General features: G+C 70.1%; 17 protein-coding genes and 1 riboswitch. Of the genes, 10 read left to right on the top strand and 7 right to left on the bottom strand.

Annotated features, from left to right (window positions below):
• Positions 1–27: 27 nt before the first annotated feature.
• A complete protein-coding gene (locus tag AC1MBE_RS08155) occupies positions 28–588 on the bottom strand; it encodes a YceI family protein (RefSeq protein ID WP_479782278.1) in 561 nt (186 codons plus the stop codon).
• Positions 589–731: 143 nt separating this feature from the next.
• Positions 732–1,331: a phosphoribosylanthranilate isomerase gene (locus AC1MBE_RS08160; RefSeq protein ID WP_479782280.1), complete on the bottom strand. Its 600-nt coding sequence runs from the start codon at positions 1,329–1,331 to the stop codon at positions 732–734.
• Between the two features lie 129 nt (positions 1,332–1,460).
• Between AC1MBE_RS08160 and AC1MBE_RS08165 the strand changes: the two genes are divergently transcribed.
• The 5 genes from AC1MBE_RS08165 (at position 1,461) to AC1MBE_RS08185 (ending at position 4,944) form a co-directional block, all read left to right on the top strand.
• Entirely contained in the window at positions 1,461–2,126 is a 666-nt protein-coding gene (locus tag AC1MBE_RS08165; protein ID WP_479782282.1) for a HutD/Ves family protein, read from the top strand.
• A 193-nt stretch (positions 2,127–2,319) separates the two neighbouring features.
• A riboswitch (guanidine-III (ykkC-III) riboswitch) is annotated at positions 2,320–2,387 on the top strand.
• A 9-nt stretch (positions 2,388–2,396) separates the two neighbouring features.
• Positions 2,397–2,720: a DMT family transporter gene (locus AC1MBE_RS08170; protein ID WP_479782284.1), complete on the top strand. Its 324-nt coding sequence runs from the start codon at positions 2,397–2,399 to the stop codon at positions 2,718–2,720.
• A gap of 2 nt (positions 2,721–2,722) precedes the next feature.
• Positions 2,723–3,127 (top strand): DMT family transporter, encoded by a 405-nt coding sequence (locus tag AC1MBE_RS08175; protein ID WP_479782529.1) that lies wholly within the window; start codon positions 2,723–2,725, stop codon positions 3,125–3,127.
• A 135-nt stretch (positions 3,128–3,262) separates the two neighbouring features.
• A complete protein-coding gene (locus AC1MBE_RS08180; protein ID WP_479782286.1) occupies positions 3,263–4,273 on the top strand; it encodes an aldo/keto reductase in 1,011 nt (336 codons plus the stop codon).
• A 20-nt stretch (positions 4,274–4,293) separates the two neighbouring features.
• Positions 4,294–4,944, top strand: a complete 651-nt coding sequence (locus tag AC1MBE_RS08185; protein ID WP_479782288.1) for an MBL fold metallo-hydrolase — start codon at positions 4,294–4,296, stop codon at positions 4,942–4,944.
• 96 nt (positions 4,945–5,040) lie between these two features.
• Here the strand turns inward: AC1MBE_RS08185 and AC1MBE_RS08190 are convergent, their stop codons facing one another.
• The 3 genes from AC1MBE_RS08190 to AC1MBE_RS08200 all read right to left on the bottom strand — a co-directional run bounded on the left by AC1MBE_RS08190 (position 5,041) and on the right by AC1MBE_RS08200 (position 9,874).
• Positions 5,041–6,948, bottom strand: a complete 1,908-nt coding sequence (locus AC1MBE_RS08190; RefSeq protein WP_479782290.1) for a DEAD/DEAH box helicase — start codon at positions 6,946–6,948, stop codon at positions 5,041–5,043.
• Positions 6,949–7,276: 328 nt separating this feature from the next.
• Positions 7,277–8,617: an MFS transporter gene (locus tag AC1MBE_RS08195; protein WP_479782531.1), complete on the bottom strand. Its 1,341-nt coding sequence runs from the start codon at positions 8,615–8,617 to the stop codon at positions 7,277–7,279.
• A gap of 225 nt (positions 8,618–8,842) precedes the next feature.
• Positions 8,843–9,874 carry an Lrp/AsnC family transcriptional regulator gene (locus tag AC1MBE_RS08200; protein WP_479782533.1) on the bottom strand — a complete coding sequence of 344 codons (1,032 nt, stop codon included), beginning with the start codon at positions 9,872–9,874 and terminating at the stop codon, positions 8,843–8,845.
• Between the two features lie 132 nt (positions 9,875–10,006).
• On the opposite strand from AC1MBE_RS08200, the gene AC1MBE_RS08205 reads away from it, so the two are divergent.
• Both AC1MBE_RS08205 and AC1MBE_RS08210 read left to right on the top strand, forming a co-directional pair.
• Positions 10,007–11,275, top strand: coding sequence for a M20 metallopeptidase family protein (locus AC1MBE_RS08205; RefSeq protein WP_479782292.1), 1,269 nt, complete (start codon positions 10,007–10,009; stop codon positions 11,273–11,275).
• Positions 11,276–11,299: 24 nt separating this feature from the next.
• Positions 11,300–12,589, top strand: a complete 1,290-nt coding sequence (locus tag AC1MBE_RS08210) for an MFS transporter (protein ID WP_479782294.1) — start codon at positions 11,300–11,302, stop codon at positions 12,587–12,589.
• A 107-nt stretch (positions 12,590–12,696) separates the two neighbouring features.
• Here the strand turns inward: AC1MBE_RS08210 and AC1MBE_RS08215 are convergent, their stop codons facing one another.
• Complete coding sequence (locus AC1MBE_RS08215) at positions 12,697–13,935, bottom strand: MFS transporter (RefSeq protein WP_479782535.1); 1,239 nt, start codon at positions 13,933–13,935, stop codon at positions 12,697–12,699.
• Between the two features lie 230 nt (positions 13,936–14,165).
• Between AC1MBE_RS08215 and trmB the strand changes: the two genes are divergently transcribed.
• Both trmB and AC1MBE_RS08225 read left to right on the top strand, forming a co-directional pair.
• Positions 14,166–15,089, top strand: a complete 924-nt coding sequence (gene trmB / locus AC1MBE_RS08220; protein ID WP_479782296.1) for a tRNA (guanosine(46)-N7)-methyltransferase TrmB — start codon at positions 14,166–14,168, stop codon at positions 15,087–15,089.
• Between the two features lie 119 nt (positions 15,090–15,208).
• Entirely contained in the window at positions 15,209–16,087 is an 879-nt protein-coding gene (locus tag AC1MBE_RS08225) for a DUF1206 domain-containing protein (protein WP_479782537.1), read from the top strand.
• A 9-nt stretch (positions 16,088–16,096) separates the two neighbouring features.
• Here the strand turns inward: AC1MBE_RS08225 and AC1MBE_RS08230 are convergent, their stop codons facing one another.
• Positions 16,097–16,990 (bottom strand): DMP19 family protein, encoded by an 894-nt coding sequence (locus AC1MBE_RS08230; protein WP_479782298.1) that lies wholly within the window; start codon positions 16,988–16,990, stop codon positions 16,097–16,099.
• A gap of 162 nt (positions 16,991–17,152) precedes the next feature.
• Between AC1MBE_RS08230 and AC1MBE_RS08235 the strand changes: the two genes are divergently transcribed.
• Positions 17,153–20,611 carry a DEAD/DEAH box helicase gene (locus AC1MBE_RS08235; protein ID WP_479782300.1) on the top strand — a complete coding sequence of 1,153 codons (3,459 nt, stop codon included), beginning with the start codon at positions 17,153–17,155 and terminating at the stop codon, positions 20,609–20,611.
• Positions 20,612–20,700 lie beyond the last annotated feature (89 nt).

Here is a 20,700-nt window from a genome sequence, read left to right on the forward strand (position 1 = left end):
CCCGGCCCGTCAGGGCGGCCCTGGAGGTCAGGCGGGCTCGGTAGCGGCTTGCTTGACCATGGCCGCTTCGACGTTGATCTTGACCTTGTCGCTGACCAGTAGTCCCCCGGCTTCCAAGGCGGCGTTCCAGGTCAGGCCGAATTCCTTGCGGCTGATGTCGGCTTCGGCGCTGAACCCGGCCCGGGTCGCGCCAAAGGGGTCCACGGCGACGCCGGTGTACTCGACTTCCAGCTCCACCGGCTTGGTGACGCCGCGGATGGTGAGGTCGCCGGTCAGTACGTAGTCCTCGCCGTCGCCCCGGAGGGACGTGGCACGGAAGGTCATCTCGGGAAAGTTCTCGACGTCGAAAAAGTCCGGCCCGCGCACGTGGCCGTCGCGGTTGGCGTCGCCGGAGTCGAAGCTGGCGGTCCTGATCGTGGCGTGCAGGCTGGCATCTGCCAGGGAATCCCGGACACGCGCCTCCGCCGAGGCCTCGTTGAAGCGGCCCCTGACTTTGCTGATCCCGGCATGTCGGACGCTGAAGCCGACTTCACTGTGGGACATGTCCAGCGTCCAGACGCCGGGGGTCAATCCTTCGGGCAGGGTCATGGCCGTTTCTCCTTCGGATAGGTTTCGGGCGTTCCCGGCGGGATTCGGGACCCCCATGAAGCATGCTAACGAGGAAGCCATCGCGGCGGTAGGTGCGTCCGCCGGATCGGGGCTGGCTCCGGCGCGCCGCCGCCGGGTGCCGGTCAGAGCCCTTTGGCTGCCCGCACGAAGGCCCGGATTTTCGCCAGGTCCTTGACGCCGCGGGATTGCTCGACGCCGGAGGAGACGTCCACTCCCCAGGCGCCAGCTGCGGCGGCGGCTTCGGCCACGTTTTCCGGGTCCAGCCCGCCGGCCAGCAGCCAGTTCCGGCCCTCGAGCCCCAGCGCACGGACCGAGGCGTAGTCCCAGGCTTCCCCGGAGCCGGGCACCGCGGCGTCGATGAGCAGCAGCTCCTCACCCCAGTCCGCAAACGCCTCCCGCGCCGCGGACATGGTGACGGCCCTGATGACCTTCAGGCCGGCGTCGTGCACCGTGCGCACATCATCCGCGGTGCGGTCGCCGTGCAGCTGGACCCACTCCAACCCGGCGTCGCGTGCCACGGCGACGGCGTCCGCGGCCGCCTCGTGCCGGAAGACGCCGACGGCGGGAAGCCCGGCCGGCACCGCGGAGAGCAGCTCACGAACCCTGTCCGGGGCCACCTCGCGCGGGCTGCGGGTCAGCACGAAACCGAGGGCATCAGCCCCGGCGTCGACCGCGGCCTGCACCGATTCAGTGGTGCTGAGGCCACACACCTTGACGAACATTCCGGCTCCTTCCGCAGTTTTTCGCTGCTTCGACGTTAGCAAGCCCGTCGCGGCCGCGCCGAGGTTACGTCCATTGGGCCCGGTGCCGGGGCTGCCCCGGGGTCCTGCGGCGGCGGCTAGGCTGGGTTGATGGAGATCATCCGCTATGCCGAGCTCAAGCCCGTCCCCTGGCGCAACGGCGGCGGGTCGACCCGCGAACTGGCCAGGTTCCCGGCAGCGGCCGCCGGGCGGGGCGCCGCGGCCGAGGACGGAAACTGGGACTGGCGCGTCAGCATCGCCGAGGTGGCGCGGGCGGGCGCGTTCTCCCGTTTTGCCGGGATGGAGCGGGTGCTGACCGTGGTCGACGGAGAGTTGCTGCTCCTCACCGTGGACGGCGCCGAGCATCCGCTGGAAAAGTACCGCCCGTTCCGGTTCTCCGGCGACGCGGACGCTGCGGGCGCCCTGCCCACCGGCGACATCCGGGACCTGAACGTCATCGCGCGCACGGGTGTTTTCAAGGGCTACACGTCCATCATCGAACTCTCCAAGAAGCGCGCCCACCCGGTCTTTGCCGGCCAGTTCGGCATCCTGCTGCAGGGCCAGGCCACTGTCAGCGGGGGCGACGCCGCGGGTGCGGGCGGCGGTGGCGACGCCGGCACCGCGGTGCCCCAGCCGCTCGGCCGGTACGACGCCGTCGTCGGTTCCGATAGCGACACCCCGGAAATCCTGGGTCGCGGCTTCCTCGCCGTCGTGTCCATCGATCCGGTCGATCCGGCCGATTCAGCGGATCCCGGCGGGGAGAGCGCCGCAGGCTAGTCCACCGGCCACGGCCCCTCGAACACTCTCCAACCCTCCAACCCTCCAAGAATCCCATCGGCTGCTCCACAAGTGCCGTTATGCGCCCTCAAAACGGCCGTTGTGGAGCAATAGACGGACCTGGCGGGAGGGGAAGGCGCGACGGGGGTTCGCCCGGGCTGGCCGCCGACGTCGGCCCGTTGCTAGGCTGGAATCAAGGCCGCCTGCTTCGCGGCCTCCGGACGACGGTTCAGTACCCGGCACGCGACAAGACTGGCCACAGGAGCTGTTATGTCGTGGATCATCCTCATATTTTCCGGAGCGCTGGAGGCTGTCTGGGCTGCGGCGTTGCACCGCGCGTCCCAGGCCCGCGGACGCCGTCGCCTCCTGCCGGCCGCAGTCTTCCTCGTCGCCGTGCTGGCCAGTACCGGCGGCCTGGCCGTCGCGATGCAAAGCATTCCCACCGGCACCGCCTACGCCGTCTGGGTGGGTGTCGGCGTCGTCCTGACCGCGGTGTACGCCATGATTACCAAAGCTGAGCCCGCCACGGCTGGACGGATCCTGCTGCTCGGCGGAATTGTCGCGTGTGTGGCCGGCCTGAAGCTGGTGGCGTGAGCATGGCTGCGAACGGCGGGCAGGGAACAGGGGCCAGGACGCCGCGAACGACGCTGGCCTGGCTCATCCTGCTGGCCTCCGCGGTCCTGGAGGCTGTCTGGGCCACGGCCCTGGGGCTGTCCGACGGCTTCACCCGCCCAGGACCCACCGCCGTGTTCGCCGTGGCCGCGGCCCTGAGCCTGGCCGGACTGGGCGTGGCCGTGAAGCGTATCCCGCTGGGCACCGCCTACGCCGTCTGGGTGGGAATCGGCGCGGCCCTGACGGTCGGCTGGGCGATGGCGACCGGCGTCGAGCCCGCGAGTCCGCTGAAACTGCTGTTTATTGCCGGGATCGTGGCCTGCGCTGCCGGACTGAAGCTCCTGCCGGCCGGGGCATCCGCGGCATCCCGGACGCTCCCGCCCAGTTGATGCGTGCCCCGCGGGGTAATCCGGGGCGACACGCCGCGGCTCAGGCCTGCCCGCAGGCAACAACTGGGCGGGAGCGTTGGAATACACCGGAGCGGACACGGGTTGCGGCTAGAAAACAGCGATAGGAGATCAAAGATGACTTCAGCAACAGTCCAGCTCGGCGACGGCCTCAGTGTCAGCCCGCTGGGGTTCGGCGGCATGGCCCTGACCCCGGTCTACGGCGACGTGGATCCGGCCGAGGCCCTGGCCACCCTGCACCATGCCGTGGACGCGGGCGTAAGCTTCATCGACACGGCGGACATCTACGGCGGCGGCAGCAACGAGGAGCTGATCGCCAGGCTGCTCAAGGACCGCCGCGGCGAGGTGCAGCTGGCCACCAAGTTCGGCCTGGTGGGAACCCCGTCCACCGGCTACTCGGACATCCGCGGCGACGCCGCCTACGTGAAGCAGGCCGTGGACCGCAGCCTGCAGCGCCTCGGCACCGACACCATCGACCTGTACTACATGCACCGCCGCGACCTCCGCGTTCCGATAGTGGAAACCGTGGAGGCCATGGCGGAGCTGGTGCAGGCCGGGAAAGTCCGGCACCTTGGCCTGTCTGAAGTGACGGCCGAGGAACTGCGGGAGGCCAGCAGCGTCCACCCGATCGCCGCAGTCCAGAGCGAATGGTCGATCTGGAGCCGCGACGTGGAACGCAACGTTGTTCCTGCCGCCGCCGAACTGGGCGTGGGTTTTGTGCCCTACTCGCCGCTGGGCCGGGGATTCCTCACCGGCACGGTCGACGCCTCGAAGCTGGGCAGCAACGACTTCCGCCGCAACATCCCGCGCTTCGCCGAGACCGCGCTGGACGCCAACCAGGCCGTGGTCGCCGCGGTCCAGGCTGTCGCCGCGGAGCTCAGCAGCCCCGGCCACGCCGCGACGCCGGCCCAGGTGGCGCTGGCGTGGCTGCTCGCCCAGGGCCGCAAGCTGGGGCTCCCGGTGGTCCCCATCCCCGGAACCCGCAAGGCGGCCCGGATCGATGAAAACCTCGGCGCCCTCTCGCTCGACCTGACCCCGGCGCAACTGGAGAGGCTCGACGCCGCCGCGGACGCCGTCGTCGGCTCCCGGTCGGCGGACCCGAACTGGGTCTCGCAGGGCCGCGAATAGCCCGTCCTAGACTGAAGCCCATGGACTCACTTATTCATTCACTTCGTGACATCACCATCCGCCGGATTTCGGTCAGCGAGATGGACAATAACGTGTATCTGCTCACCGCTAAGGCATCCGGCGCGCAGCTCCTGATCGATGCGGCCGATGATCTGGCCGCCATCCAGGGGCTGCTGGCCGACGCCGCCGCTGATACGGCCGCGACGCCGAAGCTGACGCTGATTGCCACCACCCACCAGCATTGGGACCACGTCCGTGCGCTGCCGGGTCTGGTGGAAGCCACCGGCGCCAGGACGGCGGCCGGGACGGATGACGCCCCGGAACTGCCGGTGAAAGTCGATGTGCTGCTGGATCACGGCGACGTCGGCAACTTCGACGGGTTCGACGTGACGGCGGTGCACCTGCGCGGGCATACCCCGGGGTCGGTGGCCTTGGTGTACCAGGACCCGGAGGGCCCGGCGCACATCTTCTCCGGCGACTCGCTGTTTCCGGGAGGTGTGGGCAACACGCAGCAGGATCCGGCGCGGTTCGCCCAGCTGCTCAGCGACGTGAGCGAACGGCTGTTCGACGTGTACCCGGATGACACCGTGGTGCACCCGGGCCACGGGAAGCCGACCACCCTAGGCGCGGAACGCCCGCACCTGGAAGAGTGGCGCACCCGCGGCTGGTAGCTGGCGCTGCGATTTCAGACTGGCGCTACGTTTTCGGACGGCTGCTACGGGGATCCCCGTAGCGGCCGTCCGTTTGCGTAGCGGAAAGCCGGAACCTTAGCGGCTGCGGCGTTCGTTCGACGCCGGGGCCGACGCGCGGCGGGGGCCGCCGCTGCGTGCCGGACGGCCTTCGCCGGAGCGGCCGTTGCCGCCGCCTGCGTAGGATCCGCCGGAAGTGCCGCCGGTGTTGGAGGACCAGACGGCTGCGGAACCGCCGGACTTGGCACCTGCCGCTGCGCGCTGGCCGGTGGCCGGGCGTCCGCCGCGCTGGCCGCCGGTAGAGGCGCCGGAGCGGGGTGCGCTACCGGAGCGGGGTGCGCTACCGGAGCGGGGTGCGCCCGTGCGGGGTGCGGAGCCGCCGCGGGCGTCGCTGCGGCCATCAGCTGCGCGGCCGTCGGAGCCACGGCCGGCCGAGGCGCGGCCGCCGGCGGCGGGGACATCGTTGTGGTGCGCGTAGGCAGTGGTGCGGCCACGGCCCCGGGCGTTGCGGCGCTCGGCGCGCTCGGCGTCGGCCCGGTCCTGGTTCTTTTCGGCGACGCGCTCGGCGGCGTTGCGGGCAGCGGCCTGGCCTTCATAAGCCACGGCACGGCGTTCGGCGCGCGGCAGATCCGTGCGGGGGGCCTCTGCGGAAACGCGTCCGCGTCCGCCACGGCCGCCCCGGCCACCCGCGGTGGGTGCAGCCTGAGTGGTGCGGCGGGCGCGCTTGCGCTCGGCGTTGGCACCCGTGGAGGTGCCGCCGCCCTGCTGCTTGGCCTTGGTGGCCAGCAGTGCGGCGCGGGTGCGCGGATCGATCTTCTCGGCCATCTCGCCCACCAGCTCGGCAACCAGCGGCGAGTTGGCGGTGACGCGCTCGAAGTTGACCTCGACGCCGGCAGCCTTCATGAGCTTCTTGACGTCGGACTGCTGCTCCGGCAGGGTCAGCGTGACCACGGTGCCGTCGGAACCGGCGCGGGCGGTGCGGCCCGAGCGGTGCAGGTACGCCTTGTGCTCGGTGGGCGGATCCACGTGGATGACCAGCTCGACGTCGTCGACGTGGACGCCGCGGGCGGCGACGTCGGTGGCGACCAGGACGCGGACCTCGCCGGAGGAGAACTCGGCCAGGTTGCGGTCACGGGCGTTCTGCGAGAGGTTGCCGTGCAGGTCGACGGCGGGGATGCCGGCGTCGGTCAGGGTCTTGGCGAGCTTGCGGGCGTGGTGCTTGGTGCGCATAAAGAGCACCCGGCGGCCGGCGCCCGAGGCGAGCTCGACGATCAGCTGCTTCTTGACCGTCTGGTCGTTGACGACGAGGACGTGGTGCTCCATGGTGGTCACCGCAGCCTGCGACTCGTCCACGGCGTGGGTCAGCGGGTTGGACAGGTAGCGCTGCACGATCTTGTCCACGCCGTTGTCCAGGGTGGCGGAGAAGAGCAGGCGCTGGCCCTGGCTGGGGGTCATGTCCATAAGCTTCTTGACCACCGGGAGGAAGCCGAGGTCGGCCATGTGGTCTGCCTCGTCCAGGACGGTGATCTCGACGGCTTCGAGGGTCACGATGCGCTGGCGGATCAGGTCCTCCAGGCGGCCCGGGCAGGCGATGACGATGTCGACGCCGGAGCGCAGCGCCTTTTCCTGGCGGGCCTGGGAGATGCCGCCGAAAATGACGGTGGTGGTCAGGCCCATGGCCTTGGCCATCGGCTCGATGGTCGCGTTGATCTGGGTGGCCAGCTCGCGGGTGGGCGCCAGTACCAGGCCCATGGGACGGCCGGGCTTGCGGAAGTGCGCGGCTTCCCGCTCAGCGAGCCGTGCCACCAGCGGGATGGCGAAGGCGATGGTCTTGCCGGAGCCGGTGCGGCCGCGGCCCAGGACGTCGCGTCCGGCCAGGGTGTCCGGGAGGGTCTTGACCTGGATGGGGAACGGTTCAACGATTCCCTGGGCGGTGAGGGTGTCGGCGAGGGCCTTGGGCGTGCCGAGGGCAGCAAAAGTAGTCATGTGTTTCAAAGGTCTTTCAGGCGGTATCCATGCGGATATCGGCCCCCGGCGCCGGTTGGCCCAAGGGTTCGCCGAAGAAAAGTCAGGTGATCAACCGGGCTGCTTGCAAACTTTCGCAGGCCGCCGGGACCAAATAGAACGCGTTCATCGACGCAGGATGTGCCTCTCACATGAATAAAGCCCACTTCCTGCGGCCGGATTCCGGGGAGGAATCCTGCAGGGGATCCGGCCGCTGAGCCGGATCCAAAGTGGGCATCACTGCACATCAAGTTCCTCCAGTCTAGCATCTGCGTCCGCCCTCTCGTTTCCGGGGCGGCCTGGGCGGCTCCTAGGCTCGCCCGGATCCGGACACCCTGGGAGCAACCGCCACGCCTGCGACGCCGATCGCGGCGGTGAGCGCGAAGACCCCCGCAAACGGGGCGGCGCCGGCGCCCGCCGCCGTCGTGAACGCCGCGAAGACGATCCCCGTGCAAGCGAGCGCCAGGGCGCCGCCGAGCGAGTCGGAGATGGACATGGCGGAGCTGTTGAAGCCCTCGGTGTCCTTGGTGGACAGCGCCAGCGTCATGACGCTCAGCCGCGGGTACATCAGCCCCATCCCGCCGCCGGCGAAGATCCAGCCGGTGATCGCGACGGCGGCCGGCCAGGCCAGGAGCGTGGTCGCCAGCGCCAGCAGGACGGCGCCCAGGACCAGCGCCGAGCCGATCCGGATCGCACGGCGGTGGTCCAGCCTGGCCCCGAGCCGGCCCTGGACCGCGGAGGCCGCCGCCCAGGCCAAGGCCCCGCCGGTGAGGGTCAGGCCCGCGAAGGTGGGCGAAAAGACGTAGCGTTCCACCAGCAGGTAGGGAAGGTACACCTCGGCGCCGAAAAACGCCGCCGACGCCAGTCCCCGGGAGAGGATGACGGCGGGCAGACCGCGGCGGGCCGTCAGGGTCCCGCGGGGCACCAGGGGACGGACCGCAACCAGCGCCACGGCGACGGCGGCCGCCGCCAGTACCCAGCCGGCCGCCGGCAGCTCCACGGACAGGTTCAACCCGAGGACCGCGAGCGCCGCGAGCGCGGCCCAGGCCAGCCGCCCGTAGTCCCACGGCCTGCCGGGCGCGGCGTTCGCTTCCGCGGACCGTTCGACGACGACCCCGCCCGCGCCGCCGGCGCCGTCCCCGGCGTCGGCACGCCCGCCGTCGGCTTTGCCGGCGTCGGCGCCGGAGAGTCCGCGCAGGGCCGGCACGATCATCAGCAGCGCCGGCACCACCAGGCCGACCACGCCGAGGAAAACCCATTGCCAGCCGGCCAACTGGGCGACCAGCCCGGCCGCGACGGGGCCCACTAGCGACGGAACCACCCAGGCCGCGGCGAAGGCGGCGAAGATCTTGGGATGCAACACGGGCGGATAAACGCGGGCCACCACCACGTAGAGGGCCACCGTCACCGCGCCGCCGCCAAGCCCCTGGACCAGCCGTCCGGCAAGGAGCACGGCCATGGTCCCGGCCGACCCGGCAATCAGCAGGCCCAGGACGAACAGGGCCACGGATGCATAGAGCGGACCCACCGGACCGCGCCGGTCCGACCAGTTCCCGGCTGCCACCATCCCGATCACGCCGGTGGCCAGCGGACCCGCGAACGCCAGGGCATAGAGGCTGGCGCCGTCCAGTTCCCGGCTGACCAGCGGCATGATGGTTGTCACGGCCAGCGACTCGAAGGCGGCCAGGAAGACCAGGGCCAGGGCGCCGAGGGTCACCAGCAGGTAGTGGCGGTGGAAGATGCCGCCAGTGTCCGTGGCGGGGTTAGCACCCGGTTCGAGCGAGTCGTTTTGAGGCACGTGCCACAGCCTATAAGAAGGGCACCCGGCGGGCGATGGCGGCCCGGACCGGACCGTTCCCGCTCCTCACCGGAAGGCTCATTCGGCCGGACCGATGCCTTCGGCCGGAACCACCACGGCACCGCTCGCCCTGGAGTCCGGGTTCAGCATCCAGCCCACCCGCTTCACCGTGCTGAGCATGACGACGCTCTCCACCAGCACGATCCCCGGCACCTTTTGCTGCAGCGCCAGCTCGATGTTCATGACGTCGGCCAGGGACTGCAGCCACATCACGATCACGAAGTTGGTGGGCCCGGTGGTGGAGGCGCTGAGCCGTACGTTGCGCATTGTCTTCAATTCGGCGGCCGCTTCCTCGTGCCGGCCGGCCGGGACGTTGACGAACCACTGGCAGGTCACCGGGAATGCCGAAAACCGCTGGGCGACCTCGCAACGGAAGGACAGGATTCCGCTCGTGAGCACCCGGTTGAGCTGCCGCTGGACCGTGGCCGGATGCCTGCCGAGCCCGCGGGCAATCTCCGCCGCCGTCGCCCGTCCGTCCTTGGCCAGGAACGGCAGCAGCGCCAGGTGGCTGGCGGGCAGATCCTCCCTGGCGGCGGTCGGGGCAACGCCGGTGGCCTCGGGGCCGGCCTTGGCCTTCACGGCGGCCTGCTGGGCCCGGTTGAGCACGTTGAGCCGCCAGGATCCGCCGCTTGCATGCAGCCTGGTGCACAGCGCGGTCTGGTACTTGAGCAGGCCGTCGATCTCCTTCAGCCGCTGGATCACCTTCGTGCTGAAGTCGTCCAGGGAGGACGTGATGACGGTCAGCATGAGGTCCCGGTTACTGGCCGCCTCCTCCACGGTGATGATTTCCGGCATTCCGGCAAGCCGGGCGGTAACCTCCTCGCGCCGGTGCATCTCGCAGTCCACGGCGACAAACGCCAGGCACATCTGGTGGGGGTCTCCGATCAGGTGGGCCGTGATCCAGGAAACGCCGGAGGCACGCAGCCGCTCCCAGCGGGCCGCCAGGGTGGTGGCGTGAACGCCCAGCACCTCCGCGGCATCGGCCCAGCTCAGGCGTGGGGCGATCTGCAGGACGTTGATCAGTGCAAGGTCCTCTTCACTGAGTTCCATCATTTCCTCCTTCGCCGATGCATACAAACTGTCTTTTTGGTCAGTCGATGCATTCTTCCAGCCCCTTGACGCCTTGTGAACCACGTCACTTCAGAATAGACGAGGAAGCAAACCAACCACTGAGGAGAACACGTGCCGATCACCGCAGACGCCCGGGACCTGCAGCCGGATCTTGCCCGGCTCCGCCACGAACTGCACCGGGAGCCCGAGATCGGCCTGACGCTGCCCCGCACCCAGGAGAAGGTGCTCAAGGCGCTCGACGGGCTCGGCTACGAGGTCACCCTGGGCCAGGACACGACGTCGGTCACCGCGGTGCTGCGCGGCCAGGCCCCCGGAACCGGCACGGAGACCCGCCCCGCCGTCCTCCTGCGCGCGGACATGGACGGCCTGCCGGTGCAGGAGAAAACCGGTGTGGACTACACGTCCAGGATCGACGGCGCCATGCATGCCTGCGGCCACGACCTGCACACCGCGATGCTGACCGGCGCCGCAACCCTGCTGGCCGAGCGGCGGCACCGGCTGGCCGGCGACGTCGTGCTGATGTTCCAGCCCGGCGAGGAAGGCTTCGACGGCGCCAGCCACATGATCCGCGAAGGCGTCCTGGACGCCGCCGGCCGGCGGGTGGACGCCGCGTACGGCATGCACGTGTTCTCCGCCCTGGAACCGCACGGCACCTTCTGCACCAAACCCGGCGTCATGCTCAGCTCCTCCGACGGCCTGACGGTCACCGTGCTGGGCGCCGGCGGCCACGGCTCGGCCCCGCATTCGGCCAAGGACCCCGTCACGGCCGCGGCCGAAATGGTCACCGCCCTCCAGGTCATGGTGACCCGCCAGTTCAACATGTTCGACCCCGTTGTCCTGTCCGTGGGCGTGCTCCAGGCCGGCACCAAGCGCAACATCATCCCGGAAACCGCACGCATCGAGGCCACCATCCGGACCTTCTCCGAGGAATCCCGGCTAAAGATGATGGACGCCGTGCCGCGCCTGCTCAAGGGCATCGCGGCGGCGCACGGCCTCGACGTCGACGTCGACTACCAGCAGGAATACCCCCTCACCATCACCGACGTGGACGAAACGCACACCGCGGAGAACGTCATCGAGGAACTGTTCGGCGATTCCCGGCTCGCCCGCTGGGCCACCCCGCTGAGCGGTTCCGAGGACTTCTCGCGGGTCCTCGCCGAGGTCCCCGGCACCTTCATCGGGCTCAGCGCCGTCCCTCGCGGCGCCGACCACGCCGCCTCGGCGTTCAACCACTCCCCGTACGCCACGTTCGACGACGGCGTGCTGGCCGACGGCGCCGCGCTCTACGCGGAACTCGCCGTCTCCCGGCTCGCCGCCCTTGCGGCAGCGGAGGTCCCCGGCGCGGGCAACTCGGTTGCCGCCGCCTCCACCCTTTCCTAGCCCCACCCCTTGAGGGAGAACACCATGACTGCAACCGCGTCCCTGCCGACGGCAACCCGGACCTCCACCCGCAAGACAATCATCGGCACCGGCATCGGCAACGCCGTCGAATGGTACGACTGGGCCATCTACGCCACGTTCACGCCGTTCATCGCCAGCCAGCTCTTCAGCAAGGCCGATCCCGCCTCGGCGGTGCTGTCCACGCTGGCGATTTTCGCCGTCGGCTTCGTGGCCCGCCCGTTCGGCGGCGTCCTGTTCGGCTGGATCGGCGACCGGATCGGCCGTAAGGCCTCCATGACACTCGCCGTCGGGCTCGCCTCGGTGGGCAGCCTGATGATCGGCATCGCGCCGACCTTCGCGGCGGTCGGCGCCTGGGCCTCGTTGATGCTCCTGGTCGCCCGGCTGGTCCAGGGGCTGGCGCACGGCGGCGAGCTGCCGTCCTCGCAGACGTACCTGTCCGAAATGGCGCCGCGGGAACACCGCGGCTTCTGGGCGACCCTGATTTACACCTCCGGCACCGTGGGGATCCTGTTCGGCACCCTGCTGGGCGCCGTGCTCAACATGGCATTGAGCACCGAAGTGATGAACGCCTGGGGTTGGCGCATCCCGTTCCTGGTGGGCGCGGCCATGGGGTTGTACGCGCTGATCATGCGGTCCCGGCTGCATGAAACGGACGTCTTCGCCGGCGAAGCCTTGGCGGAGAAGCGCGCTCCGATCTGGCCGCAGATCGTCCGCCACCGCAAGCAGGCGCTGCAGGTCATCGGCCTGACCGTCGGCCTGACGGTGATTTACTACATCTGGGGTGTCGTGGCCCCCAGCTACGCCACCACCGCGCTGAAGATCGACCGCGGCGAAGCCCTCTGGGCCGGCGTGATCGGCAACATCGTGTTCATCGCCGCGCTGCCGTTCTGGGGCAAGCTGTCGGACCGGATCGGCCGCAAGAAGGTGCTGTGGTCCGGTGCGATCGGCGCGGGCATCATGCACTTCCCGATGACGGCCCTGCTCAAGGACTCGGCCTGGCAGCTGGCGGTCAGCATGTCCGTGATGCTGGTTTTCATTGCCGCGAGCGCGGCGATCGTCCCGGCCGTCTACGCCGAGCTGTTCCCCACCAGCATCCGCACCGTCGGCGTCGGCGTGCCGTATTCGATCTGTGTGGCCCTGTTCGGCGGCACCGCGCCGTACCTGCAGCAGTGGCTCGGGACGAGCCTGCAGCTGCCGCAGCTGTTCAACGTCTATGCCGTGCTGCTGCTGGCCGTCTCCGCCGCGTTCGTCTTCACCATCCCGGAAACGAAGGGCAAGGACCTCACCCTCTAACCCGGGGCGCCACCCCTGCGTTGCTCTCTCACTTATGGCTGCTTTGAAGGGATCGGAACAGCCACAACTGAGAGAGCAACCGGCGGGTGGGGTGGGCTGCCGGTGGGTCAGCCGCCGACGAAACGGTCCTTCCCGGCGCGGTAGCCGAACACGGCCGCCAGCGTGCCGACCACGAGGAACAGCATCCCCGCCGCGGCGAAGGACCCGGTGGCCTGGTGCAGCTGCCCCACCAGCAGCGTTCCGACCGAGCCGACACCGTAGCCCACCCCCTGCATCATGCCGGACAGGTGGGCGGCGGTGTGGCCGTCGCGGGTACGGAGCATGATCATGGTCAGGGCCACCGCCGTCAGGCTGCCCTGGCCCAGGCCCAGCAACCCGGTCCACACCCAGACCAAATCCAGCGGGCCGAAGATGCTCAGTGCGAAGCCGCCCCCGGTCATCAGCGCCACCACCGTGTTGATGGCGCGCTGGTCCCGGAGCCGGGCGGCCAGGGCGGGCGCGAAGAGGGATCCCAGCATCTGCAGCACGATCGAGACGGAGACGATCAGCCCGGCCGTGCCGCCGTCCACCCCGCGTTCCCGCAGGATCGGGGCCAGCCAGGCGAACACGCTGAAGGACATCATCGCCTGCAGCACCATGAACCCGGTCACCTGCCAGGCGACCGCCGAGCGCCAGACGTTGACGCCGCCGTGCGCAGTCTGGTGCCTCCCGTGGCGCTGGGCCGCCGCGAGCGGCAGGAACAACAGCAGCACGACGCCGGCGGGCAGCGCCCAGAACCACAGCGCCGCCGTCCACTGGCCGGTCGCGCTGAACAGCGGGTAGGTGAATCCGGCGCCGAGGGCCGCGGACGCGCAGATCGCCGTAGTGTAGAGCCCGCCCATCAGGCCGAGGCGGTGCGGGAAGTCGCGCTTGACCAGGCCCGGAAGCAGGACGTTGCAGAGCGAGATCGCGGCGCCGCACGCGGCGGTGCCGGCCAGGAGCGCGGGCAGGTGGCCGATTCCGGGCGCATCCAGGGGGCGCAGCAGAAGACCCCCGGTGAGCACGGCCATGGCTCCCAGCAGCACCCGTTCGGCCCCGAAACGGCGGGCCAGCAGCGGCGCCAGCGGGGCGAACACGCCCAGCAGGGTCACCGGCGCCGTGGTCAGCGCCACGACGGCCCAGCCCGGCAGGCCGGCGTCGGCGGTCACCTCCGGGAGCACCGCGGCGAAACTGGAGAACACGGTGCGCAGGTTCAGCCCGATCAGCACCAGGCACACGCCTAAGTAGGCCAGGGCACGGCGGCTGCCCAGGGCGGTGGGCTCCGCGGCGGGAACGTCGTCGATCTCGGCGTCCACCAGGGTGTCCACCCCGTGGTGCGCCGCGTGGGCCGCCGTGTGGTCCGGGGCGCTGCGGGCGGCCCTGCCGGCGGATTCGGGCGCGTTCTTTGGTGTGCTCACGGACCCATTCTGGCAGGCGGTGCGCGCCGCTTCGAACGGAACGGGGCGCACCGGCGTCGACGCCGGGACCCTCCTGGGCGCAGCCGGCCGCGGGTTCCCCGGTCCGGTCGGCCCGCCGGAACTCCACTATTCTGGAAGGGATGAGCGAATCCCCAGAATCCCCCCAGACGCCGCAGCCTCCCCGCCCGGTCACGCCCGGCAGCCAGGCATCGTTCGGCACTTACGGCGGCCGGCCGGTCAGCTTCGTGCGCCGCGGCACCCGTCTGCAGGGACGCCGCCAGGCGGCATGGGAGGAGCACGCGGACCGGTGGGCGGTCGACGTCCCGCGGCACATCGCCAACACCTCCGTGGACCCCGACTACGTGTTCGACGCCGAGGCCGAGTTTGGCCGGACGGCTCCGCTGATCGTCGAGATCGGCTCGGGGCTCGGCGACGCCGTCTGCCACGCGGCCGAGGAGAATCCGGACAAGGACTTCCTGGCCGTGGAGGTCTACACCCCGGGCCTGGCCAACACCCTGATCAAGATCAACAGCCGCGGGCTGAGCAACGTGCGGGTGGTGGAGGCCAACGCGCCCGAGGTGCTTGCCAGCATGCTCCCGGCGGGCTCGGTCACCGAACTCTGGGTCTTCTTTCCCGACCCGTGGCACAAGTCGCGGCACCACAAGCGGCGCCTCATCCAGCCGGCCTTCGCCGGCCTCGCGGCCCGGGCGCTTAAACCCGGCGGCATCTGGCGGATCGCCACCGACTGGTCCAACTACGCCGTGCACGTCCGCGAGGTCCTGGCCGGCTCCCCCGACTTCGAAAACCTGCACGAGGGCGAGCGCAGCGGCGACGACAGCCCGCTCACCCAGGTCTGGGAGTCCGGTGTGGAGTCCGTCGTGGGCGGGGCCCCTGTCAAGGAGGGCCGGGCTCCGGTCAGCACCGAACACACCGGCCCCAACGAGGGCGTCGACGAGACCGGCGGCTGGGCACCGAGGTTCGAGGGCCGGATCCTGACGAGCTTCGAGAACAAGGCCCACGAGGCCGGCCGGCTGATCTTCGATCTCTGCTACCGGCGCCGCTGACCCCCGCACCCGCCCGCGGGCCGGGACCGGGCCGGGACCGGAGCGTCCGCAGCACGCAGCCACCCGGGCACGGCCAAGATGCTGTTGCGCAGCGGTTTCCCGTGGCACGATTACCGAAGATGCAGGGCTGGCGGCGGCACGACGGCGCCGGCACAGCCAGAAGACACGAAGGACCGACCATCAAAAAAGAACTCAAGGACGCCGCGGAAGTCGCCGAGGACGTCACCAATTCCAAGCCGCTCGAATACGCGGCACGGGCAGGGTTCGCCGTGTCCGGCATCCTGCACTTCCTGATCGGCCTCGTCGCGATCCGGCTCGCCATGGGCGGGCAGGGGCAGGCTGACGTCAGCGGCGCTGTGGCGGAGCTCGCCAAGCAGCCGGCCGGACCGGCGCTGCTGTGGAGTGCTTTTGCCGCCTGCGTGGCCTTGGCCATCTGGCAGACCAGCGACGCCGTCTTCGACTTCAACCACCTGCCCACCAAGGATAAGGTCGGCAAAAAGCTCAAGGCCGCCCTGCAGGCAGTGGTCTACGCCGGATTCGGCCTCACCATCGCGTCCGTGGCCCTCGGTGCCCACGCAGACCACCGCCGCTCCACCAGCGACCTCACCGTGCAGCTCATGAAGGCTCCGGGCGGCGTGCTGCTGCTGATCGTCATTGGCGCCGCCATCGCCATTACCGGCGTCGTCTACGCCATCCGGGGCTTCCGGAAATCGTTCCTGAAGTACCTGCGCCTGCCCGCCAACGAGCACACCCGCACGGCGGTGACCGTCGCCGGCGTCGCCGGCTATGCCGCCAAGGGCGTGGCGCTGCTGCTGACCGGGCTGCTGATCGTCATCGCCACCGTAAAAGCAAACCCGGCGGAATCGACCGGGCTCGACGGCGGCCTGAAGGCCCTGCGGGAGCAGCCGCTCGGGATGTACATGCTCGCCGCCGTGGGCGCCGGCCTGATCTGCTACGGCATCTTCCTGGCCGTCCGGGCCCGGCTCGCCCGGATGTAGGCCCTGCCGCTACCCGTCTGACGGTTCGTCGTCGACGTCGTCTTCGAACTCGACGGCGGCCACGATCTCGCGGGTCTCCGGGTGGATCATGTAGGCCTCGTCATCGTCCTCCAGCATCAGGAACTCGCCCTGGTCTGTGGTGAAATGCCAGGCCAGGACCCGGTCGCCGTGGTGCTCATAGTTCGGGTCGCCCTTGGTGATCGTCAGCAGGGTTTGCCCGGCCACCTCACACAGCTCCCGGATGATCAGCTCAAACTCGGGAGCGCTCCCGAGCTCCTCTTCGGCCGCTGCGGCCTGGCGCTCCGCGAGGTTGGGGACCCGGGACACCCGTTCGTGGATGTGGCGGTCGAGTTCGTCCGGGTCCAGGACCAGCAGGTCCGGCTGGCTGCGCAGCCAGGCGGCGTTGAGCGCGACGATGTCCTCAGCTTCCAGCAGCGGCTCGAATTCGTCGTCGAGCTGTTCCAACTGCCGCACCGCGTCGGGTACCGCCGCCCCAACGCCGTCGGCGTCCAGCCCGGCGTCGCCGTCCAGGTAGGCGTCCGCGTCCTCCTCGGAGAGCGCGTCGAAGGCGGCCACGCTGCGGTTGAACAGGTCCAGGTGGGCCGTGGCACCCATCGCGGCGAGCCCTTCGCGGACGTAGCCGTCCACCTCCCCGCGCTCCGGCCGGGTGAACACGTACTGGGCGAAGCCGCCGCCCAGCGCCTGCGTCAGGTAAAAGTCCACGTAGTAGCTGCGCAGGGCAGCAGGCGCGATTTCCTCCGCGTCGAGCAGTTCCGCGTACATGGCGTTGACGACGTCCACATTCGCGTCCACCACATCCACGTTGCCGCCGTGCAGGCACTCCCTGGTCAGGACCGGGGCGTGGCCGGTGGCGGTGAGGCTGTGGGTCAGGCTGCTGCTCATGGGGGTCCTCACGGTGCTGGCGGGTAATGCTCCGGTCCCCTCCACGGTAGGTCCGCCCCGTGCCGCACGGCCCAAGCGGGAGTGAACGCCAGGCGAAGTTTCCGGGCCACGCCAGGCTGGCTAAGATGGATCAGATGACCAACTGCTGAAAGTAGTGCGCACATGCCATCCCATCCGGACGAGAGTGCGGCACTGGCAATACAGACCCCCGCAATCAACGACCGCTCCCTCGCGGCCGGGCTCGCCTATGCCATGGGGAGCCGGGTTTCCGGGATTTCCTTCGACGCCGCCACCGGGCTGATGCTGGGGAAGGTCCGCGGCGGCGCGGATGTTCCCTATTCGACAACGGCGAAGCTGGTCCGCAAGGGTGGCGGCTGGAGCTGCAGCGTCGGTGTCTGCAGCTGCCCGGTCCGCAAGGACTGCAAGCATGTGGCCGCCCTGCTGTTTGCCGCCGAGGACAACCCGGCGACCCGCGTCCAGCTGCTGGCACCTGCGGAGTCCTCCCGGCTGTCCCGCCAGCTCCCGGCGCTGGATCTGCCGGACTGGGAGCAGGCCCTCAGCCCGCTGATCGCCCGGCCGGGAATCACCCAGTCCACCAACGGCGTCCCGCTCGCGCTGCAGTTCGAGATCGAGGAACCGGCGCCGCATTTTTCCTACACCGGCCGCCGCGATCCGCTGCGCAGCGTCCGGCAGCTCAAGGCCCGGCCCGTCATCATGGGCGCCAAGGGGAAGTGGATCCGCGGCGACGTCTCCTGGAACACGCTGAGCTACCTGAACTACCGGCGCGAATGCAACGAGGCCCATGTGGAGTGGATGCTGGAATTCCTCGCCTCGCACACGGCCCTGGCGAACCGCCAGCACGCCGGCACCGCGCCCTGGCTGGGGTTGAACACCTATGCCGGCAAGAATCTCTGGAGCCTGCTGGCCGAGGCCCGGAAGATCGGTCTCGCCCTGGTCCATGGCCGGGGCGACGAACCCGTGCGGCTGGCCGATGAGCCGGCCGCCGTCGGGCTCAACCTGACCCGGCTCGGCACCGGGGAGGCCGACGGCGGCGGGCTGGCGCTCGCTCCGACCATCACCGTTGAGGGCTCGGTGGTCGATCCGGCGTCGGTCGGGACCATCGGGCGGCCCGCGCACGGGATCTTCCTGACCTCCGGCGCCGACGCGCTGCCCGGCGTGGCCCCGGGCGACTCCGCGATCACCTTGGCACCCCTGGAGGCCGGGCTCAGCGAGGAGCTCCTGACCTTCGTCACCGGCGGCACCACCCTGCACATTCCGGCCCGGGACGAGGGGCGCTTCCTGACCGGGTTCTATCCCAAGCTCAAGCAGACCGCCCGGGTCACCGCCTCCGACGAATCCGTCGAGCTGCCCGCCCTGGCGGTGCCGACCCTGTCCCTGCTGGCCAACTACGGCGCGGACCACCGGGTCCGGCTGCATTGGGAGTGGCATTACAAGTCCGGCACCCTGGTCACGGCGCAGCCGCTGTGGCGGCACCCCGGCGACCACGGCTACCGTGACGACACCGCCGAGGCCCGCATCCTGGAGACCGTGGGCCAGCCGTGGGATGTGGTGCCGAAGCTCGGCGAATCCGCCACCGGCGGCTGGGGCACCCCGCGGCTGGCGGCGTCCGCGGAGCTCAGCGGCCTGGACACGCTGGCCTTCACCGAGGAGGTCCTGCCTGCGCTCCGCGAGCTTCCGGAAGTCTCCGTGGACACGGCCGGTGAGATTGCCGACTACCGCGAGGCCGAGGAGGCGCCGGTGGTGTCGATCTCCACCAAGGCCACCGAGCAGCGGGACTGGTTCGACCTGGGCATCCAGATCTCCCTCGAGGGCCAGCCGGTGTCCTTCGCCGCCGTGTTCTCCGCCCTGGCAGCGGGCCAAACCAAAATGCTGCTGCCCAGCGGCGCCTACTTCTCCCTGGACCTGCCCGAGCTGCACCAGCTGCGCGCCCTGATCGAAGAGGCACGGGAGCTGCAGGACAACAAGGACGCCCCGCTGCAGATCAGCCGCTTCCAGGCCGGGCTCTGGGATGAGCTGGCCCAGCTGGGCATCGTCGATGAACAGGCCGCCGCGTGGCGCGAGGCCGTCGGCGGGCTGTTGGAGGGCGGCATCAACGGGCTGCCGCTGCCGGACACGCTGAACGCCGAGCTGCGCCCGTACCAGCTCGAGGGCTTCAACTGGCTCAGCTTCCTCTACCGCCACGGGCTGGGCGGGGTGCTGGCCGATGACATGGGCCTGGGCAAGACCGTGCAGGCCCTGGCGCTGATCTGCGCTGCCAAGGTCGCGGCGGCGGAGTCCGGCGCGGGCACGGTCCAGGCGGCCGACGGCGGCAGCGCCCCGGGTGCCGAGCCGGGCGCCGAGCCCGGCGGTGCGCCGGGGGGTGCGCCGTTCCTGGTGGTCGCCCCCACCAGCGTGGTCGGCAACTGGCAGGCCGAAACCGCGCGCTTCGCGCCGGGCCTGACGGTGCGGGCCATCAGCGAGACGTTCGCGAAGAGCGGCTCGGTGCCGGCCGAGGCCATGGCGGGGGCCGACGTCGTCATTACCTCCTACGCGCTGTTCCGGATCGACTACGAGGCGTACGCTTCCCGGCAGTGGGCCGGACTGGTGCTGGACGAGGCGCAGTTCGTGAAGAACCACCAGTCCAAGGCCTACCAGTGCGCCCGGAAGCTCCCCGCCTCCTTCAAGCTGGCGATCACCGGCACCCCGCTGGAAAACAATCTGATGGAGTTCTGGGCGCTGACCTCGATTGTGGCCCCGGGGCTCTTCTCCAGCCCCAAGCGCTTCGCCGAGTACTACCAGAAGCCGGTGGAGAAAAACGGCGACAAGGCGCAGCTGGACAAGCTCCGGCGTCGGGTCCGGCCGCTGATGATGCGCCGCACCAAGGAACAGGTCATCCACGACCTGCCGCCCAAGCAGGAGCAGGTCCTCGAAGTCGTGCTGAACCCGAGGCACCAGAAGGTCTACCAGACACACCTGCAGCGCGAGCGGCAAAAGATCCTGGGCCTGATCGAGGACGTGAACAAGAACCGCTTCACGATCTTCCAGTCGCTGACCCTGCTGCGCCAGCTCAGCCTGGACCCCTCGCTGATCGACCCCTCGCTCTCGGGGGTGCGCGCCAGCAAGCTCGACGTCCTGTTCGAGCAGCTGGAGGACCTTGTGGCGGAGGGCCACCGGGCGCTGATCTTCAGCCAGTTCACCGGTTTCCTCGGCAAGGTCCGCGAACGGCTCATCGAGGAGAACATCGAGTTCTGCTACCTCGACGGCAGCACCCGCAACCGCACCGACGTCGTCAACGAGTTCAAGAACGGCGCCGCCCCGGTGTTCCTGATCAGCCTCAAGGCGGGCGGCTTCGGCCTGAACCTGACCGAGGCGGACTATGTGTTCCTGCTGGATCCGTGGTGGAACCCGGCCTCCGAGGCGCAGGCCGTGGACCGCACGCACCGGATCGGCCAGGCGCGCAACGTGATGGTCTACCGGCTGGTGGCCAAGGACACGATCGAGGAGAAGGTCATGGCGCTCAAGGCCAGGAAGTCCCAGCTGTTCGCGGACGTGATGGAGGGCGACGCGCTCTCCGGCGGCGCGCTGACGGCCGAGGACCTGGCCGGGCTCTTCACCGACTGACTCCCCGGCCTCGCGCCCGGCCGCCGCGGTGACCTTCCGCCGCGGTGACCTTCAGCCCTACCGGGAGGCGCCCGGCGGGTGTCCAATGG

This window comes from Arthrobacter sp. BG5 (assembly GCF_056680155.1).